This window comes from Hwangdonia seohaensis (assembly GCF_031932625.1).
GTDB lineage: Bacteria > Bacteroidota > Bacteroidia > Flavobacteriales > Flavobacteriaceae > Hwangdonia > Hwangdonia seohaensis.
Window position 1 is genome coordinate 382,916 of sequence record NZ_JAVSCK010000003.1, and the last position, 15,970, is coordinate 398,885.

Below are 15,970 nucleotides of genomic sequence, written 5' to 3' on the forward strand. Positions count from 1 at the left end.
ATGAGATTTAAAGGATTAAGTATTATCATGATTTGTGTTGCACTAGGTTGTACAAATGCACCGTTGTTAGAAGTTTCAGAACAAAAATTTCATAATAATCATAAAATATTTGAAGATAATAAACTTGCGCCAAGAGCTACTTTTTTTGGCTTTGAATCGGCAGATATTACCGTCAATGAAAAATCAAAACGCTATTTAAACTTAAATGGGCCATGGAAATTTAATTGGGTAAAAGACCCTAAAAAAAGACCAACAACATTTCAAAACGCAGATTTTAACGATTCCGATTGGAACAGCATTACGGTCCCAGCCAATTGGGAAGTAGAAGGTTTCGGCCATCCTATTTATTTAGACGAGCGTTATCCGTTCACTACAAAATGGCCAGATGCCCCAACAGATTACAACCCTGTAGGCACCTATAGAAAGGAAATAAATTTAAACGCTTCATTTTTATCAGAAGATGTTATCCTGCACTTTGCTGGCGCTAAATCTGCCATGTATGTTTATATAAACGGCCAGTATGTTGGCTATTCCCAAGGCAGCAAAACTCCTGCGGAATTTAATATCACCAAGTATGTAAAAGAAGGAAAAAACCTTTTGGCCTTACAAATGTTCCGTTGGAGCGATGCCAGTTATTTGGAAAGTCAAGATATGTTGCGCATGAGCGGTATTGAACGCGATGTGTATTTGTACACTCAGCCCAAAGTGTCAGTTTCAGATTATCACGCTTATACGAATTTAGATGAAAATTATACCCATGGTATTTTTAAGAATACGGTTTCAATTGTTAATCATTCCAAAGAAGATGTAAAAAGAAAACTAACGATTGAAATTTTTGATGGAGAAACCTTAAAATACACAGACTCTAAAGGGTTGGAAATTCATGCGGATGAAAGCATGCATGTCACTTCGGAAACAATGATTGACCATGTAAAACAATGGTCTGCTGAACAACCAAATTTATACACGCTTAAAATAGCTTTGGAAGATGAATCTAATGCGAAAAACAATCAGTATATCACAAGAAGCATTGGCTTTAAAAGCGTAGAAATAAAAAATGCCCAGGTATTAATAAACGGAAAGGCCATTTACATTCGAGGCGTTAATAGGCACGAAACGGATCCTTTTACCGGCCATGTCGTTTCTCGGGAATCTATGGAGAAAGACATTAAATTAATGAAGCAAAACAACATTAACGCTGTGCGTTCGTCGCATTATCCTAACGACCCATATTGGTTGGAGTTATGCGATAAATATGGCTTGTATGTTGTTAACGAAGCCAATATTGAAAGCCACCCGTTAGCCATAAACGAAAACACCCAAATTGGCAATGAAATGAGTTGGTTGCCCGCACATGAAATGCGTACCAAACGTATGTTTTATCGCGACAGAAATCACGCGTCCATTTATTCCTGGTCTTTGGGTAACGAAGCTGGAAAAGGTGAGGTTTTTAGAACTACGTATAAGTGGTTAAAAGCAAATGATGATAATCGTATTGTGCAATACGAGCCAGCCGGAAAGGATGATTACACCGATCTGTATTGCCCCATGTATCCCAAACCGGAATATTTAATTAATCACGGTAAATCCAATTCCAACAAGCCTTCCATCATGATTGAGTACGCACATGCCATGGGGAATTCAGTTGGAAACTTGCAAGATTATTGGGATATTATTGAAACCTATCCCAACCTACAAGGTGGCTTTATTTGGGATTGGGTAGACCAAGCTTTGGAGTATAAATATGAAGATGGCAAACCGTATTTGGCTTACGGGCACGATTATCACCCCGATTTGCCAACCGACGGAAACTTTTTAAACAATGGTTTGGTTGACCCGTACAGAAACCCACATCCTCATTTAACCGAGGTGAAAAAAGTGTATCAGCCCGCACAATTTTATTATTTAGGCAGCGGTGTTATCGAAATAGAAAACAAAAACTTTTTTAGTGATTTTTCGGATAAAACCATCGCTTGGAAACTTTTAAAAGACGGAAAAGAAGTCTTTAAAAATGAAAACATTACAGTTAATGTGGAACCTCAAAATACACAAAAACTTAAATTAAGTAACCTTCCAAAATCCTTTTCTTCAGAAAGCGAATATATACTGCAAGTGAGTTTAATTCAAAATGCAAATCGCCATTTGGTTGAAAAAGGACATGAAGTTGCTTGGGATGAGTTCCTGCTTCAAAAAGGAAATCCTGCGAAGCAGTCTTCTTCAAAAGGAAACAACTTGGATATAATTGAAGCCGACGGGACAATACATATAAAAAACAGTACCGTAGATTTTAAAATCAATGCCGAAACAGGTGAAATTGAATCGTGGAAACACGTGGGACAATTAATAACCAACGAAGCTATCCGTCCAAATTTTTGGCGTCCACCCACGGATAACGATTTAGGAAACAAAATGCAGAAATGGGCTAGAATTTGGCAAGATGCTACATACAATTATAGTTCCCAATGGGTTGAAAAACCTAAAACATCAATCGAAGGTATAACCTATAAAGTCCATTATTTGTTACCAAACAATGAAGCAAAAGTAGAGGTGAAGTACACCTTAAAACACAATGGAAGCTTAAATGTGGATTATAGTTTTAATCCCAATCAAAAGGAACTTCCAAATATTCCGCGTTTGGGCATGTACATGACCCTACCGAAAGATTTTACCGATGTGTCTTGGTACGGTAAAGGTCCAACAGAAAGTTATTGGGATAGAAAAACTGGCGTAAAAACGGGGATTTACTCAGGAAAGACAACAGACCAGTTTGAGCGCTATTTGCGCCCACAAGAAACAGGAAACAAGACCGATGTGCGCTGGGTTAAAGTAGCATCAAACAACTTAACTTTAAAAGCATCAAGTCGTATTTTATTGAACACAAGTGTTTGGCCTTTTGCTATGCCAGAAATCGATTTTAAAAGTGGTGATGCTAGCGAATCGGCTTCAGGTTTGGTGCCTGTAACCACGAAACATGGTGCGGATATTAAATTTGGAGAAACCATACATTGGAATATCGATTACTTGCAAATGGGCGTTGGCGGCGATACGTCTTGGGGGCGTTTAGTGCATCCAGAGTACACCATTCCTGCAAATAATACGTACAAATATTCATTTAGCATCATGCCAAATACTGTTACAAAGTATTGATAATAGGGTTGATGAAGTGGGTGTTTAGAGGTATGTTAATTTGATTTGAATAGTAAGATGTCATCAAACTTTGTTTGAAATTCGTTTTTTTATTGAGAAATGAGGCTGTTTAAAAAAGTCTAATTCTATGTCATATTGATTACTTCGACGGCGCTCAGCACAGGCTTTGTCGAAATATTTTAACTTATTTATAAGCAAGATAGGTTTCGACAGGCTAAACCTGACAAGCTAAATTAAAAAGACTTTTTAGGCAGCCTCTTTTTAAATATTAAATCGAAATTGATTTTATTAATTATTTAATTTCCAATCCTTTTAAATAAACTTTCTCAATTTGATGGTTTCCAAATGAATAGGGTATAAATCCATAAGAATTAATGGGTTTTGTAAGAATGATATTCGCCAATTTCCCTTTGGTAATAGAACCCACTTGTTTTCCCAATCCCATGGCATAAGCTCCATTTACAGTGGCGGCATTTAAGGCTTCTTCGGGTGTCATTTTCATTTTGATGCAAGCCGTGGAAATCACAAAATTCATGTTTCCCGATGGTGTCGAACCCGGGTTGTAATCGGTTGCCAAGGCCAGTGGTAAACCGGCATCAATCATTTTTCTGGCCGGAGTGTACGGAATGCTTAAAAAATAGGAGCAACTTGGTAAAGCTACCGGCATGGTTTTGGTGTTTTTTAAGGCCTCAATGTCTTCATCCCGCATTTCCTCTAAATGATCAACCGATAAGGCTTTGTACTTTACACCAACTTGCACGCCACCAATGGCGGTAAATTGATTAACGTGAATTTTAGGAATGAGCCCGAGTTTTTTTCCGGCTTCCAAAATAAGCGCGGTGTCTTCCACGGAAAAATATCCGGTTTCGCAAAAAATATCGACGTATTCCGCGAGGTTTTCCGAAGCAATTATAGGCATTACATCGTCTATAAGCATTTGTAAATAGCCTCTTTTATTGTTTTTATAATTTAAAGGAACCGCATGAGCACCTAAAAAAGTGGCTTTTATTTCAATAGGATAATTTTCTTTTAAGCGTTTAATAACACGGAGCATTTTTAATTCGGCATCGGCAGTTAAACCGTAACCCGATTTAATTTCAACGGCACCAGTGCCCAATTGCATCACTTCTTCCAAACGGGTTTTGCTTTGATTATATAAATCATCTTCAGAGGTTTCCTGAAGTTTTTTAGCTGAATTTAAAATGCCGCCACCGTTATTGGCAATGTCTTCGTAGGATAGTCCGTTGATTCTATCCACAAATTCACCTTCTCGATTACCGGCATAAACAATATGGGTGTGCGAGTCGCACCACGAGGGTAAAATCATTTTTCCTGTGGCATCAACTATCATATCGAATTCTGAATTGGGACACGCATCCATTTTTCCATAATCTGAAATCAATCCGTTTTCAACTACTAAAAAAGCGTTTTTAATGGTTGGTAAAATCTTCATGGCAGCACCAGAAACAAAGTCAATTTGTTGGTCGCGTACTTGAATGAGTTCTTTAATATTTTTAAAAAGTGTGGTCATTAAAATAAGTTTTTTAAAATATTTTCTTCAACTAAATTGGGAATCGTGACTTTTAAATTGGGAGTCCGTTCCATTTCGCGTTTTATGGCGAATAAAGCCTCTTCGTTTCGTGCCCAACTTCGGCGTGCAATACCATTGTTTACATCGTAAAAAAGCATGCTTTTTAACCGTGCTTCAGCTTCTGGCGTGCCATCTAATAATAAACCGAAACCACCATTAATAACCTCGCCCCAACCTACGCCACCACCATTGTGAATGGACACCCAAGTAGCGCCTCTAAAGCTATCGCCAATAACATTGTGGATGGCCATGTCTGCGGTAAATTTACTGCCATCGTAAATATTTGAGGTTTCCCTAAACGGCGAATCGGTGCCGCTAACGTCGTGATGGTCGCGCCCTAAAACCACGGGGCCAATATCGCCTTTTGCAATGGCATCGTTAAACGCTTTGGCAATTATTGTGCGTCCTTCGGCATCGGCATATAAAATACGTGCTTGCGAACCGACCACCATGTTGTTTTGCTTCGCGTTTTTTATCCATGTGATGTTGTCCTGCATTTGTAATTGAATTTCTTCTGGGGAATGTTCCATGATTTCCTGTAAAACCTTAGCAGCAATAGCATCGGTTTTATCTAAATCTTCGGATTTTCCCGAAGTGCAAACCCAACGGAAAGGTCCGAAACCATAATCGAAACACATAGGCCCTAAAATATCCTGCACGTAGGATGCGTATTTAAAATCGATACCGTTTTCTGCCATTACATCGGCACCGGCTCTGGAGGATTCCAATAAAAAAGCATTCCCATAATCGAAGAAATACGTGCCTTTTGTAGTGTGATTATTTATTGATGCTGCATGTCTTCGCAACGTTGTTTGTACTTTTTCTTTAAATAATTCTGGGTTTTCACGAATTAATCGGTTTGATGCTTCATAAGAAATATCAGCAGGATAATAACCACCGGTCCATGGAATGTGCAACGAAGTTTGATCGGATCCCACATGCACGAAAATATCCTCTTCATCAAAGCGCTCCCAAACATCAACAATGTTGCCAATATAGGCTATTGAAACGATTTCATTATTTTCTTGAGCCTGTTTTACTCGGGTAACTAAATCGCCCATATCATCAATAAGTACATCCACCCAACCTTGTTCATGTCGTTTGGTGGCCGCTTTCGGGTTCACTTCGGCACAAACGGTTATGCAACCTGCAATGTTTCCCGCTTTTGGTTGTGCGCCACTCATACCACCCAATCCGGCAGTTAAAAATATTTTTCCCGCGGGTGTTTCATCTTTTTGTAAAATTTTTCTAAAGGCATTCATAACGGTAATAGTTGTGCCGTGTACAATCCCTTGTGGGCCAATGTACATAAACGAACCCGCCGTCATTTGTCCGTATTGCGATACCCCTAGAGCGTTAAACTTTTCCCAATCGTCGGGTTGGGAATAATTGGGAATAACCATGCCATTGGTTACTACAACCCTTGGCGCATTTTTAGACGATGGAAATAATCCCATGGGATGACCGGAATACAGATGTAAAGTCTGCTCATCGGTCATAGTTGCTAAATATTGCATTGTCAAAAGGTACTGCGCCCAATTTTGAAACACGGCGCCATTGCCACCATAGGTAATCAATTCCTCGGGATGTTGGGCCACGGCAGGATCCAGATTGTTTTGAATCATAAGCATAATCGCAGCTGCTTGCTTAGATTTGGCAGGATAATCAGCTATGTTTCTAGCGTATATTTTATAGTTTGGTTTAAAACGGTACATGTAAATACGACCAAAATCCTGTAATTCTTGGGCAAATTCCAAAGCCAATTCTTTGTGCCATTTTTTAGGAAAGTATCGTAGCGCATTTCGAATAGCCAGTTGTTTTTCCTCTTTAGATAAAATATCTTTTCGTTTTGGCGCTCTATTGGCATCTTTTGGATAAGCGCGCTTTACCGGTAACTCCGTTGGTATGCCTTGTAATATGTGTTCTTTAAAAGTCATCATTTAGAATGTATTAATGTACAATAAAAACTTGATTTTTCACCATAGTTATTAAGGTGTTGATGTCGTCTTTTAAAACGCGATCGTCTTCTAGTTTAGCCACTTGTTGTCTTATGATTTTGAAGTTTTCTTCAATGGTTTTTGAAAAGGTATTGGGTCTTCTAAATTCCAAGGCTTGTGCGGCGTACATCAATTCAATAGCCAATATTTTTTCAATATTACCTAATATTTGGTTGAATTTACGCCCAGAAATACTGCCCATCGAAACATGATCTTCTTGCCCTAAAGAGGTTGGAATACTATCTGCCGACGGCGGAAAACACAAGGATTTGTTTTCGGTTACCAAGGCTGCTGTGGTGTATTGCGGAATCATAAATCCGGAATTTAGGCCACCAGCTTCGGTTAATAAACGCGGTAATCCGTATTTGCCTTCTAATAGTAAATAACACCGTCTGTCTGCAATATTTCCGAGTTCGGAAGCGGCGATGGAAGCATAATCCAAGGCCATGGCTAGGGGTTGTCCGTGAAAATTTCCACCTGAAACAGCTTCAGTTTCACTTAAAATGATAGGGTTGTCGGTAACCGAATTCATTTCAATTTCCGCCAATTCATTCAAATGATAATAGGCATTTCTTGAAGCGCCATGAACCTGTGGCATACAACGGATGGAATACGGGTCTTGCACACGACTGCATTCAAAATGATTTTCAAGGTTTTGTGAATCTTTCAATAACATTCTTATGCGTTCGGCAACTTTTAAATTACCTTTAAACGGCCGGATTTTATGCAGGGCTTCTTTAAAGGGCGACGCGCTTCCTTGAAAACCTTCCAAACTCATCGTTCCGGAAACATCGGCCAAATCAAGTAAATAGGCCATTTTTTTTAATCCGATAATGGCATGTGCCAAAATAAATTGTGTGCCGTTTATTAATCCTAAACCTTCTTTGGCTTCCAATTTCATCGGTTTTAAACCGTGTTGTTTTAATACCGTTTTTGCTGGTTTAATGCTGTTGTCAACCCAAAATTCACCTTCACCCAATAAAGGCAAAAATAAATGGGCTAGGGGCGCTAAATCTCCCGAGGCACCAACCGAACCTTGTTCTGGGACAATGGGCAACAAATCGTTTTCAATAAAATAAATAATGCGTTCAATGAGCTCTAAACGTACTCCGGAAAATCCTTGGCATAAGGCGTGTACTTTGCAAATCATCATGATTTTTGAAAGCTCTTTATCAATCGGGTTTCCAACACCAACGGCATGGGTAATCAATAAATTTTCTTGTAATTTACTGGTTTGCTCGGGTGTGATTTGAACGTCGCATAATGGGCCAAAACCTGTGTTAATACCATACACGGCTTTGTTTGAACTGGCTATGGTTTCAACGTTTTGTCTGCATTTTTTTATATTGTTTTTAACATCTTCGGTCATGCCAGCATGTAAAGTTCCGTTTGCAATGGCAATGGCTTTATTAACTGTAAGATGCTCTGTTCCGTATTTAAACATGTTTTTCTCTGTAATGGTTGTGTTAACAAAGTTATTCTTATTTTTGATGCTTATTAAGATTAATAATGTTATTAATTAATAACTATGAAGTATCAATTGGAGTTAAGGCATCTCAAATATTTTATAGCTGTTGCCGAAGATTTACATTTTAGAAAAGCGGCAGAGCGTTTGTTTATTTCGCAACCCGGATTGAGCCGACAAATAAAACAAATGGAAGACGATTTAGGTATTAAATTGTTTGAACGCCACAACAGAAAAGTGGAACTGACAAAAGCGGGACGTTACCTTAAAACTGAAATCACGCAACATTTAAAGGATTTAGACCGTATTTTTAACCAAGCCAAATTGTTAAGTGATGGCATTGGTGGCGATTTAAAATTTGGCTATGTGGGTTCTGCAATGCAAGAGATTATACCAAACCTGTTACTAAAGTTTAGAACTGAAAACCCCAATGCACACTTTAGTTTAAAAGAATTGGATAACCTAAAACAAATAGACAGTTTGCTGTCGCACGATATTGATATTGGTTTTGTGCGTTTGGAACGCGTGCCCCGAGATTTACAGATTAAGCCCATTTTAAAAGAGAATTTTTGCTTGGTATTGCCTGAAAATCATCCGATAAACGCTACCAATTTTAAAAATCTGAAGCAATTTAAAAATGATGCTTTTATTCTATTCGATTCTAAATATAGTGCGTCTTATTTCGAGAAAGTGATGCAAATATTTGACGACAATGGGTTCACCCCAATTATTGCGCATAACACCATTCATGCGAGTTCTATTTATAAATTGGTCGAAAATGAATTCGGGATTTCCATTGTGCCAAAATCGCTTCAAAATCAAAATGTAAAAGGGGTTAAATTTATAGAATTGTCAAAAATCCCTCAAAAAACCGTCCTATCGGTCATCTGGAATAAAAAGAATAGAAACCCCATATTAAAAAAGTTTTTAACTCATATTAACTAAAAAAGCAGTAAAAACTAGCTTTGTTTACTGCAATAAAATTCCATACTTTTGGCATCGAATAAAAATTAACCATAAAAAATGAACTGCATAACCCAATCCAAATAACTGTTTGGGTTTTTAAAAAAGGCAGGACCTCTAACAATTAAAAATAAAAAAAAATAAGTAGATGAAAACAATTAAACTTTTAAGTATCGCTTTAGTGGCAACCACATTATTTTCTTGTAATAAAAATGGCGTAACCAATAAGCCGTTAAAAACCCAAGTGGATTCTGTAAGTTATGCCATTGGAATGGATGTAGCAAGAAATGTTAATACGAGCGCCTCTGAAATTGATAGAGATATTTTTATTCAAGGTTTTATAAACACTTTAGATTCTACATCAACAATGATTGAAGAAGATAAAGCCAGGGAAATAATAAATACCTACTTTAAAGCGAAGCAAGAAGCAGACAGAAAAAAACAACAAGCAGAACAACAAAAAAAGCTTGAAGAACAGTTTAACGACGTTAAGGTTGCAGGTGAAAACTTTTTAGAAGAAAATAAAGCCAAAGAAGGTGTAAAAACAACGGCATCGGGCTTACAATATATAGTTTTAAAAGAAGGCAATGGCGAAAAACCAGAAGCAGCTTCTAAAGTAAAAGTGCATTACCACGGTACTACCATAGATGGCGAAGTGTTTGATAGCTCTGTTGACAGAGGTACACCAGCGGAATTTTTTGTAAACCAAGTAATTAAAGGATGGACCGAAGGTTTGCAGTTAATGCCAGTAGGGTCAAAATACAAATTCTTTATTCCACAAGAATTGGCATATGGTGCTTTTCCGCGTCAAGGTGGTAAAATTAAACCATTTGATGCTTTAATTTTTGAGGTTGAATTATTAGAGATAGTTAAGTAATATCCCTAAACATAATAACATAAAAAAGCAGGAAGTTTTTACTTCCTGCTTTTTTATGTTATTATATAAAGCTTTTATTTTTATTGCGACGTTTCCAATTCTAGATCGGTGATGTTGTATTTTTTTAAATACGAATCAATATCTGTTTTTGTAGCTTCTTTTTTAAAATTTCCAGGTGTTTTTTTAAAGTGTTTTTTAAAGCACTTCGAAAAATATTTTGGGTCGTTAAACCCGGTTTTAAATGAGGTTTCCGATATATTAAAGCCATATTTTGTCATTAATATTGCAGCTTTTTTTAATCTTAGTAAACGCACAAAATCAACTACACTGTGTCCTGTTAAAGCTAGACATTTTCTGTATAAACTTGAGTAACTCATATTTAATGAGGCTGCAAGCTCTTCCATTTTTAAATTGGCATTTTCTATTTTTAAATTGATGTTAGCGACCAGGTTTTCAAGAAAAATTTCATCTTGAGATTTATTCAATAATACTTCCGGGCGGCTTATGGTTTCTTTTCTGTATTTTGATATGATATGTTCTTTAGAAATAATAATGTTTTTTATTTTTAATAACAATTCATTTGTGTTAAACGGTTTGTTGATGTATTCGATGGCTCCAGATTTAAGTCCGGAAATTTTTGATTTTGTTGAGTTTTTTGCGGTTAAAAGTACCAATGGGATATGTTTGGTTAAATTATCCTCCTGGAGTTTCTTACACATTTCTATGCCGTTAAGTTTGGGCATCATTATATCGCTTAGAATTAAATCGGGAAAATTACTTTTTGCGTAGTAATATCCTTCTTCGCCATTCTCTGCCGCTATAATATTGTAAAGAGGCATTAAAAGTTCTTTTAGAAAGGTTTGCAGCTCGTAATTATCTTCAACTATAAGTATGGTTTTTTTATTAAGATTATTTTCTTCTTCATCAATTATATCATCATTCTTTTCAGCTTCAATGTTTAAGATGGGCTCCTCTATTTCACTGGTTGTAATTCTTTCCGATTCCGTATAAGCATCTTCACAAATTGGTAAAGTTACAGTAAAAGTTGTTCCTTCATTTAAAATTGATTCAACCTCAATTTTTCCTTTATGTAAATCTATTAATTCTTTGGTTAAAGCTAATCCAATACCGGAGCCTTTGTTCTTTTTTTTGTGATTTGATTGGTAAAATAACTCGAAAATGGTGTTCAATTCATCTTTTGAAATACCTTGTCCGGAATCGGTTACCGAAATTTTTATCATTTTTTTTGAATTGGTAGGCACTACATTTAACTGAATAAACCCTTCTTTTGGTGTAAATTTAAAAGCGTTTGATAGCAGGTTGTATATTATGTGTTCTACTTTTTCTTTGTCGTACCAAACTTTAAGTGAATTTTGGGGGTAATTAACCGTAAAGTCTATATGTTTATTTCGCGCCAACTCCTTAAATGACAGAGATATATTTTCAATATTGCGGCTTAAACTATTTTTAGTTACTAAAAGTTTTAAGTTGTTGAGTTCTTTATCTCTAACCAAGGTAAGTTCCCGGGCTATTTTAGACAGCCGATTGGCGTTATTCGATATTATTTTTAAACGCTGTTTTAAAAGTAGGTTTCCATTTTGTTCGGCACGTGTTAACATGTCGTCTATAGGTCCCAAAATTAAGGTAATTGGCGTTTGAATTTCATGCGACATTTTAGCGAAGAAATTCATTTTTAAATCATAAAGTTCATGTTCTTTTTTGTAGGTAACTTTTTCTAAGAGTAATTTCTTTTTTAATAGATACCAACGCCGTATGCCGTAAGCTATTAACAATATTAAAGCCAAGTATAATAGATAAGCCATAGGTGTGTTCCAAAAGGGTTGTGCAATTGAAATCTGGATTTGTTTGGCAAGAATATCCCAGTTGTTTTTTTTGGTGCCGGCTTTTACCTCAAAGGTATAATTGCCCGCAGGTATATTAGTGTAGGTTGCTATGCGCTCGGTATGATTGGTAATCCAATCGTCATCAAACCCTTTTAATCGATAGGCATAAAAATATTTTGGATTTAAAATATTGTCAATTGCTGAAAACCGAAAAGAAAATGAGGACTGATTGTTTTTTAAATCTAATGATTCTACATTAAAAGTGCCCGAAGGAATTTGCAAAGAGGCTAATGACTCTATGGGTTGATTAAGAATTTCAATGTCGTTGATATATAGCTTTGGATTTGATTGTTTTTTGCTAATCTTCTCAGGATTGAAAAAATTAACACCCTTTATCCCTCCAAAATACAAAAGGCCTTGTTTGTCTATATAAGCACTACGGGTTAAAAACATGTTGTCTTGTAATCCGTCAGAGCTATAGTAAACTGTACTTGTAAATGTTGTTAAATTATAACGTATTAAACCATTATTGCTACTAAGCCATAGGTTATCGCCACTAACCAAAACAGATGCCAAATATCCATAATCTATAGATTCTAAATTATCCAAACCGCTGTAGGTTTTGTCTTTAGTATTGTATTTTAAAAGTTTATTAGTATTGCTAATTAGCCATAATTCGTTGGGCTTTCCAATAGAGATGTATTTTATACCCATCTCATCTTTTTCGTCGTCTGTATAGTAAGGCTGTTTGCTAAAATTAGAATTCTGAAGATTATTTGAGTTTTCATTAAACTTAAAAAGACTGCTCCTGTTCATGCCTAACCAAATTACACCTTCATTATCTTCAACTATACTTTGTAATATAGAACCTTCGATATTATGTGTGTTATTGTTAAAGGATGCTAATAATCGTCGATTGCTATCATAAACATTTAATGAAATATTTGAGCCTACCCATATTCGGTTTTCAGAGTCTTTAAATACGGTTCTTACATCTGTTCCCTCCTGATTTTTTGAGTTTACAATCTTTATTTTTTTAAATGTGTTGTTTCTGGTATTGTGAAAATATAAACCGTTTTTATAAGTGCCAAACCAAATGTTTCCATTGGAATCTTCTGTAATGGATTGTACATAAAACCTTTTGTTTAAGCCCAAATCTGAAAAAAATTGGTTTTCATTTACAATCTCATCTTTCGTGTTTTTGGTTACTTTGGTTAAGCCAGCTCCATCTGTGCCCAACCATAGTACGTTTTTACTGCTCTTGTAAATACTAAGTATTCGTTGCGGAATATAATGGGCCGTTCCCGGGTGGTAGTTGATATCGCTATTATTATAAGGAAGGATGTTTAGGGTTCCTGATTTTGTGGTAATCCAAATATTATTATGGTTGTCTTCACTAACATTTAAAATTGTATTGCTGTCTAATGAAAACTTGTTGGCATTTTGTTTGGTAAACAAATCTATTTTTCCGGTAATAGAGTTTACCTTATATAGTCCACCACCATCGGTGCTTCCCCAAATATTCCCTTTGCTATCGTAAAATAGAGACAGGAACATTTCTTTGTTTATGTTATGCCTATCTTCACTAAAAAAGGAATCTTGTATAAATTCTTTTTTGTTCGTATCGTATACAAATAATCCTAAGGTTTCGGTACCAATCCAAAGTTTATTATTTCTATCGGAGGTTAGAATTACATGACCTGGGTAATCGGTATAAGGCCCTATCAGCTCAGTAAGTTGTTTGGTTTCAATAGAGAAACGAAATACCTGTCCTACTTTTGTGCTTAAATAAAAATCGTTCGTATTAATCAAGCACATGTTTTCAACTTGGTAGTGGTTGTTTGTGGCAGAAGTGCTATTAAACACAAAGCCTATTTCTTCAACCATAGATTGCTTGTAACGATATAATTTATTGTTAAGTGTTAAAAGCCAAACCGCATCGCCTCCCGAGTAAATTTTGTGTATAGGGTCTTTTATTAATTCTGAGATCTGTTCGTAAGTTCCTTGGGTGCTATTATATTTACTTACCAATCCTGATACTGATACAAACCAAATATTTTTTTCGTTATCCGATAGGATATTTTTAACTCTATCTGTTTGTTGCCATCCCTTAAAAATAGCCTTATCATTTACGGCTCTATAATTATAACCATCATACTTTAAAATTCCAGTTGTAGAAAGCACCCACATGTTTCCTAAAGCATCTTGGTTGGTTTTAGAAACAAAAACACGCTTATTGTTTAAAAGTGGTGTAACATGATCAAAATTAGAAAAATTCTGTCCATGTAAAAAGGCACAACACCATGTAACAAATATTAGAAAAAAACCATGTTTTAATGTAAGCATTTACCAGCGTTTATGTGTTAAAGTACTAATCTTAATATTAAGTTATTTAAGATAAAAAGGCTTATTTGCCTTCCAAAGAAACTAAATTAACTCGGTATGTAAATATATTAATAATTGTTTTATAAGGATATACGAAATTCATTTCAACAAATCGGAAAGAGGTAAAATTCGTCAAAAAGGAGGAAATTTTATTCTAAAGCCTATAGGTGTTAAAATTTTACCCATAAATGCATAAAATTTAACCATTATAATAGTATGAAAACATCATATTTGAAATGTTAAAATTAACATAAATTAACTTTTTATTAAACATAGATGAATTCAAGACGAAAATTTGTTAAACAAACAACTTTAGCTGGAGTGGGTATTACAATGCTTCCAAATTTGTCTTTCGGATTGCAAAAAGGGGCATCAAACCAAAAGCTTAAACTCGCTTTTATTGGCGTAGGATTAAGGGGCACAAACCACCTTAATAATGCTTTGCAAAGAAAAGATATTGAAGTTACGGCAATATGCGATATAGATCCAAACCGAATTAATATCGCGTTAAAGCACATAAGTGATGCAGGGTTTTCCAAACCTCAGGTTTTTGGTAGCTCGGACTACGATTACAGAAATTTGTTGGAATTAAAAGAAGTTGATGCTGTTGTAATTTCTACACCGTGGTTATGGCATACTAAAATGGCAGTTGATGCTATGAAAGCCGGTAAATATACAGGTTTAGAAGTGTCGGCGGCCAATACTTTAGAAGAGTGTTGGGATTTGGTAAATACACACGAAGAAACCGGATCGCATTTAATGATTCTTGAAAACGTAAACTACCGAAGGGATGTTTTGGCCGTATTAAATATGGTAAAACAAAATGTGTTTGGCGAGCTGTTGCATTTTAGATGTGGATACCAACACGATTTAAGAGGCGTAAAGCTTAATGATGGAAAAACCGCCTATGGTAAAGGCGTTGAATTTGGAGAAAAAGGAATTTCAGAATCGGTTTGGAGAACACAGCATTCGTTATTGCGAAATGCCGATGTGTATCCAACACATGGTTTGGGACCTATAGCGGTTATGGCCGATGTAAATAGAGGAAACCGGTTTTTATCTTTAACGTCTCATGCTACAAAAGCGATTGGCTTAAATAAATATATTGTAGAAAATGGAGGAAAAGACCACCCCAATGCCAAATTAAAATGGAAGCAGGGCGATGTAATTACATCAACCATTGAAACCTCTAATGGAGAAACTATTATCGTTACCCACGATGTTAATTCGCCACAACCTTACTCGTTAGGTTTTAAGGTTAAGGGCTCGCAAGGAGTAACAGATTTTGATTACCATACACAGCGAATTCATGTAGAAGGCACAACCAAAGGACATGGTTGGGAAGATATGGATGCTTGGTTTGAAAAATACGACCATCCATTGTGGAAAAAATACGGAGATAGTGCTACCGAAGCCGGTCATGGCGGTATAGACTTTTTTGTTTTAAATGCTTTTGTAGAATCGGCCAAAGCAAACATAGCACCGCCAATGGATGCTTATGATGCAGCAGCTTGGAGCGCCGTTACCCCGTTATCGGAGTTGTCTATTGAAAACAATGGTGCACCTCAAGATTTCCCGGATTTTACCAGAGGCATGTGGGTTAAGCGAAAGCCTTATAATTGGATGAAAGACACCTATTAAAATTAGAGATGAATAAGTTTTTTTGAATTAGTTTTTTTTGAGAAAGAAGGGGTGGATTTC

General features: G+C 36.1%; 8 protein-coding genes. 4 read left to right on the plus strand and 4 right to left on the minus strand.

Features of this window, described 5'->3' with window-relative positions:
* Positions 1 to 3,147 carry a beta-galactosidase, LacZ type gene (gene lacZ / locus RNZ47_RS10760; RefSeq protein ID WP_311939806.1) on the plus strand — a complete coding sequence of 1,049 codons (3,147 nt, stop codon included), beginning with the start codon at positions 1 to 3 and terminating at the stop codon, positions 3,145 to 3,147.
* A 292-nt stretch (positions 3,148 to 3,439) separates the two neighbouring features.
* On the opposite strand, the gene hutI is transcribed toward lacZ, so the two are convergent.
* Genes hutI through hutH form a run of 3 tightly spaced genes read right to left on the minus strand, consistent with a single transcriptional unit; the run spans position 3,440 to position 8,179 of the window.
* Positions 3,440 to 4,678, minus strand: coding sequence for an imidazolonepropionase (gene hutI, locus RNZ47_RS10765; RefSeq protein WP_311939808.1), 1,239 nt, complete (start codon positions 4,676 to 4,678; stop codon positions 3,440 to 3,442).
* The gene (gene hutU, locus RNZ47_RS10770) at positions 4,678 to 6,675 is read right to left on the minus strand and encodes a urocanate hydratase (protein WP_311940576.1); all 1,998 of its coding nucleotides are present in this window, start codon (positions 6,673 to 6,675) and stop codon (positions 4,678 to 4,680) included. The genes hutI and hutU overlap by 1 nt, the downstream gene beginning before the upstream one ends.
* 13 nt (positions 6,676 to 6,688) lie before the next feature.
* The gene (gene hutH / locus RNZ47_RS10775; protein ID WP_311939810.1) at positions 6,689 to 8,179 is read right to left on the minus strand and encodes a histidine ammonia-lyase; all 1,491 of its coding nucleotides are present in this window, start codon (positions 8,177 to 8,179) and stop codon (positions 6,689 to 6,691) included.
* 84 nt (positions 8,180 to 8,263) lie between these two features.
* Between hutH and RNZ47_RS10780 the strand changes: the two genes are divergently transcribed.
* Together RNZ47_RS10780 and bamJ are read left to right on the plus strand one after the other, a co-directional pair.
* Positions 8,264 to 9,145 carry a LysR family transcriptional regulator gene (locus RNZ47_RS10780; RefSeq protein ID WP_311939812.1) on the plus strand — a complete coding sequence of 294 codons (882 nt, stop codon included), beginning with the start codon at positions 8,264 to 8,266 and terminating at the stop codon, positions 9,143 to 9,145.
* Positions 9,146 to 9,311: 166 nt separating this feature from the next.
* A complete protein-coding gene (gene bamJ, locus RNZ47_RS10785) occupies positions 9,312 to 10,040 on the plus strand; it encodes a BamJ family beta-barrel-assembly machinery protein (protein ID WP_311939814.1) in 729 nt (242 codons plus the stop codon).
* An 80-nt stretch (positions 10,041 to 10,120) separates the two neighbouring features.
* Here the strand turns inward: bamJ and RNZ47_RS10790 are convergent, their stop codons facing one another.
* The gene (locus tag RNZ47_RS10790; RefSeq protein WP_311939816.1) at positions 10,121 to 14,230 is read right to left on the minus strand and encodes a hybrid sensor histidine kinase/response regulator transcription factor; all 4,110 of its coding nucleotides are present in this window, start codon (positions 14,228 to 14,230) and stop codon (positions 10,121 to 10,123) included.
* Positions 14,231 to 14,545: 315 nt separating this feature from the next.
* Between RNZ47_RS10790 and RNZ47_RS10795 the strand changes: the two genes are divergently transcribed.
* Positions 14,546 to 15,910, plus strand: a complete 1,365-nt coding sequence (locus RNZ47_RS10795) for a Gfo/Idh/MocA family protein (protein ID WP_311939818.1) — start codon at positions 14,546 to 14,548, stop codon at positions 15,908 to 15,910.
* Positions 15,911 to 15,970: the final 60 nt, after the last annotated feature.

What these genes read in the sequence shown, in the direction of transcription:
- RNZ47_RS10790 (WP_311939816.1), bottom strand. Translation starts at nt 14,230, where the DNA reads ATGCTTACATTAAAACATGGTTTTTTTCTAATATTTGTTACATGGTGT.
- lacZ (WP_311939806.1), top strand. Translation starts at nt 1, where the DNA reads ATGAGATTTAAAGGATTAAGTATTATCATGATTTGTGTTGCACTAGGT.
- RNZ47_RS10780 (WP_311939812.1), top strand. Translation starts at nt 8,264, where the DNA reads ATGAAGTATCAATTGGAGTTAAGGCATCTCAAATATTTTATAGCTGTT.
- hutH (WP_311939810.1), bottom strand. Translation starts at nt 8,179, where the DNA reads ATGTTTAAATACGGAACAGAGCATCTTACAGTTAATAAAGCCATTGCC.
- hutI (WP_311939808.1), bottom strand. Translation starts at nt 4,678, where the DNA reads ATGACCACACTTTTTAAAAATATTAAAGAACTCATTCAAGTACGCGAC.
- bamJ (WP_311939814.1), top strand. Translation starts at nt 9,312, where the DNA reads ATGAAAACAATTAAACTTTTAAGTATCGCTTTAGTGGCAACCACATTA.
- RNZ47_RS10795 (WP_311939818.1), top strand. Translation starts at nt 14,546, where the DNA reads ATGAATTCAAGACGAAAATTTGTTAAACAAACAACTTTAGCTGGAGTG.
- hutU (WP_311940576.1), bottom strand. Translation starts at nt 6,675, where the DNA reads ATGACTTTTAAAGAACACATATTACAAGGCATACCAACGGAGTTACCG.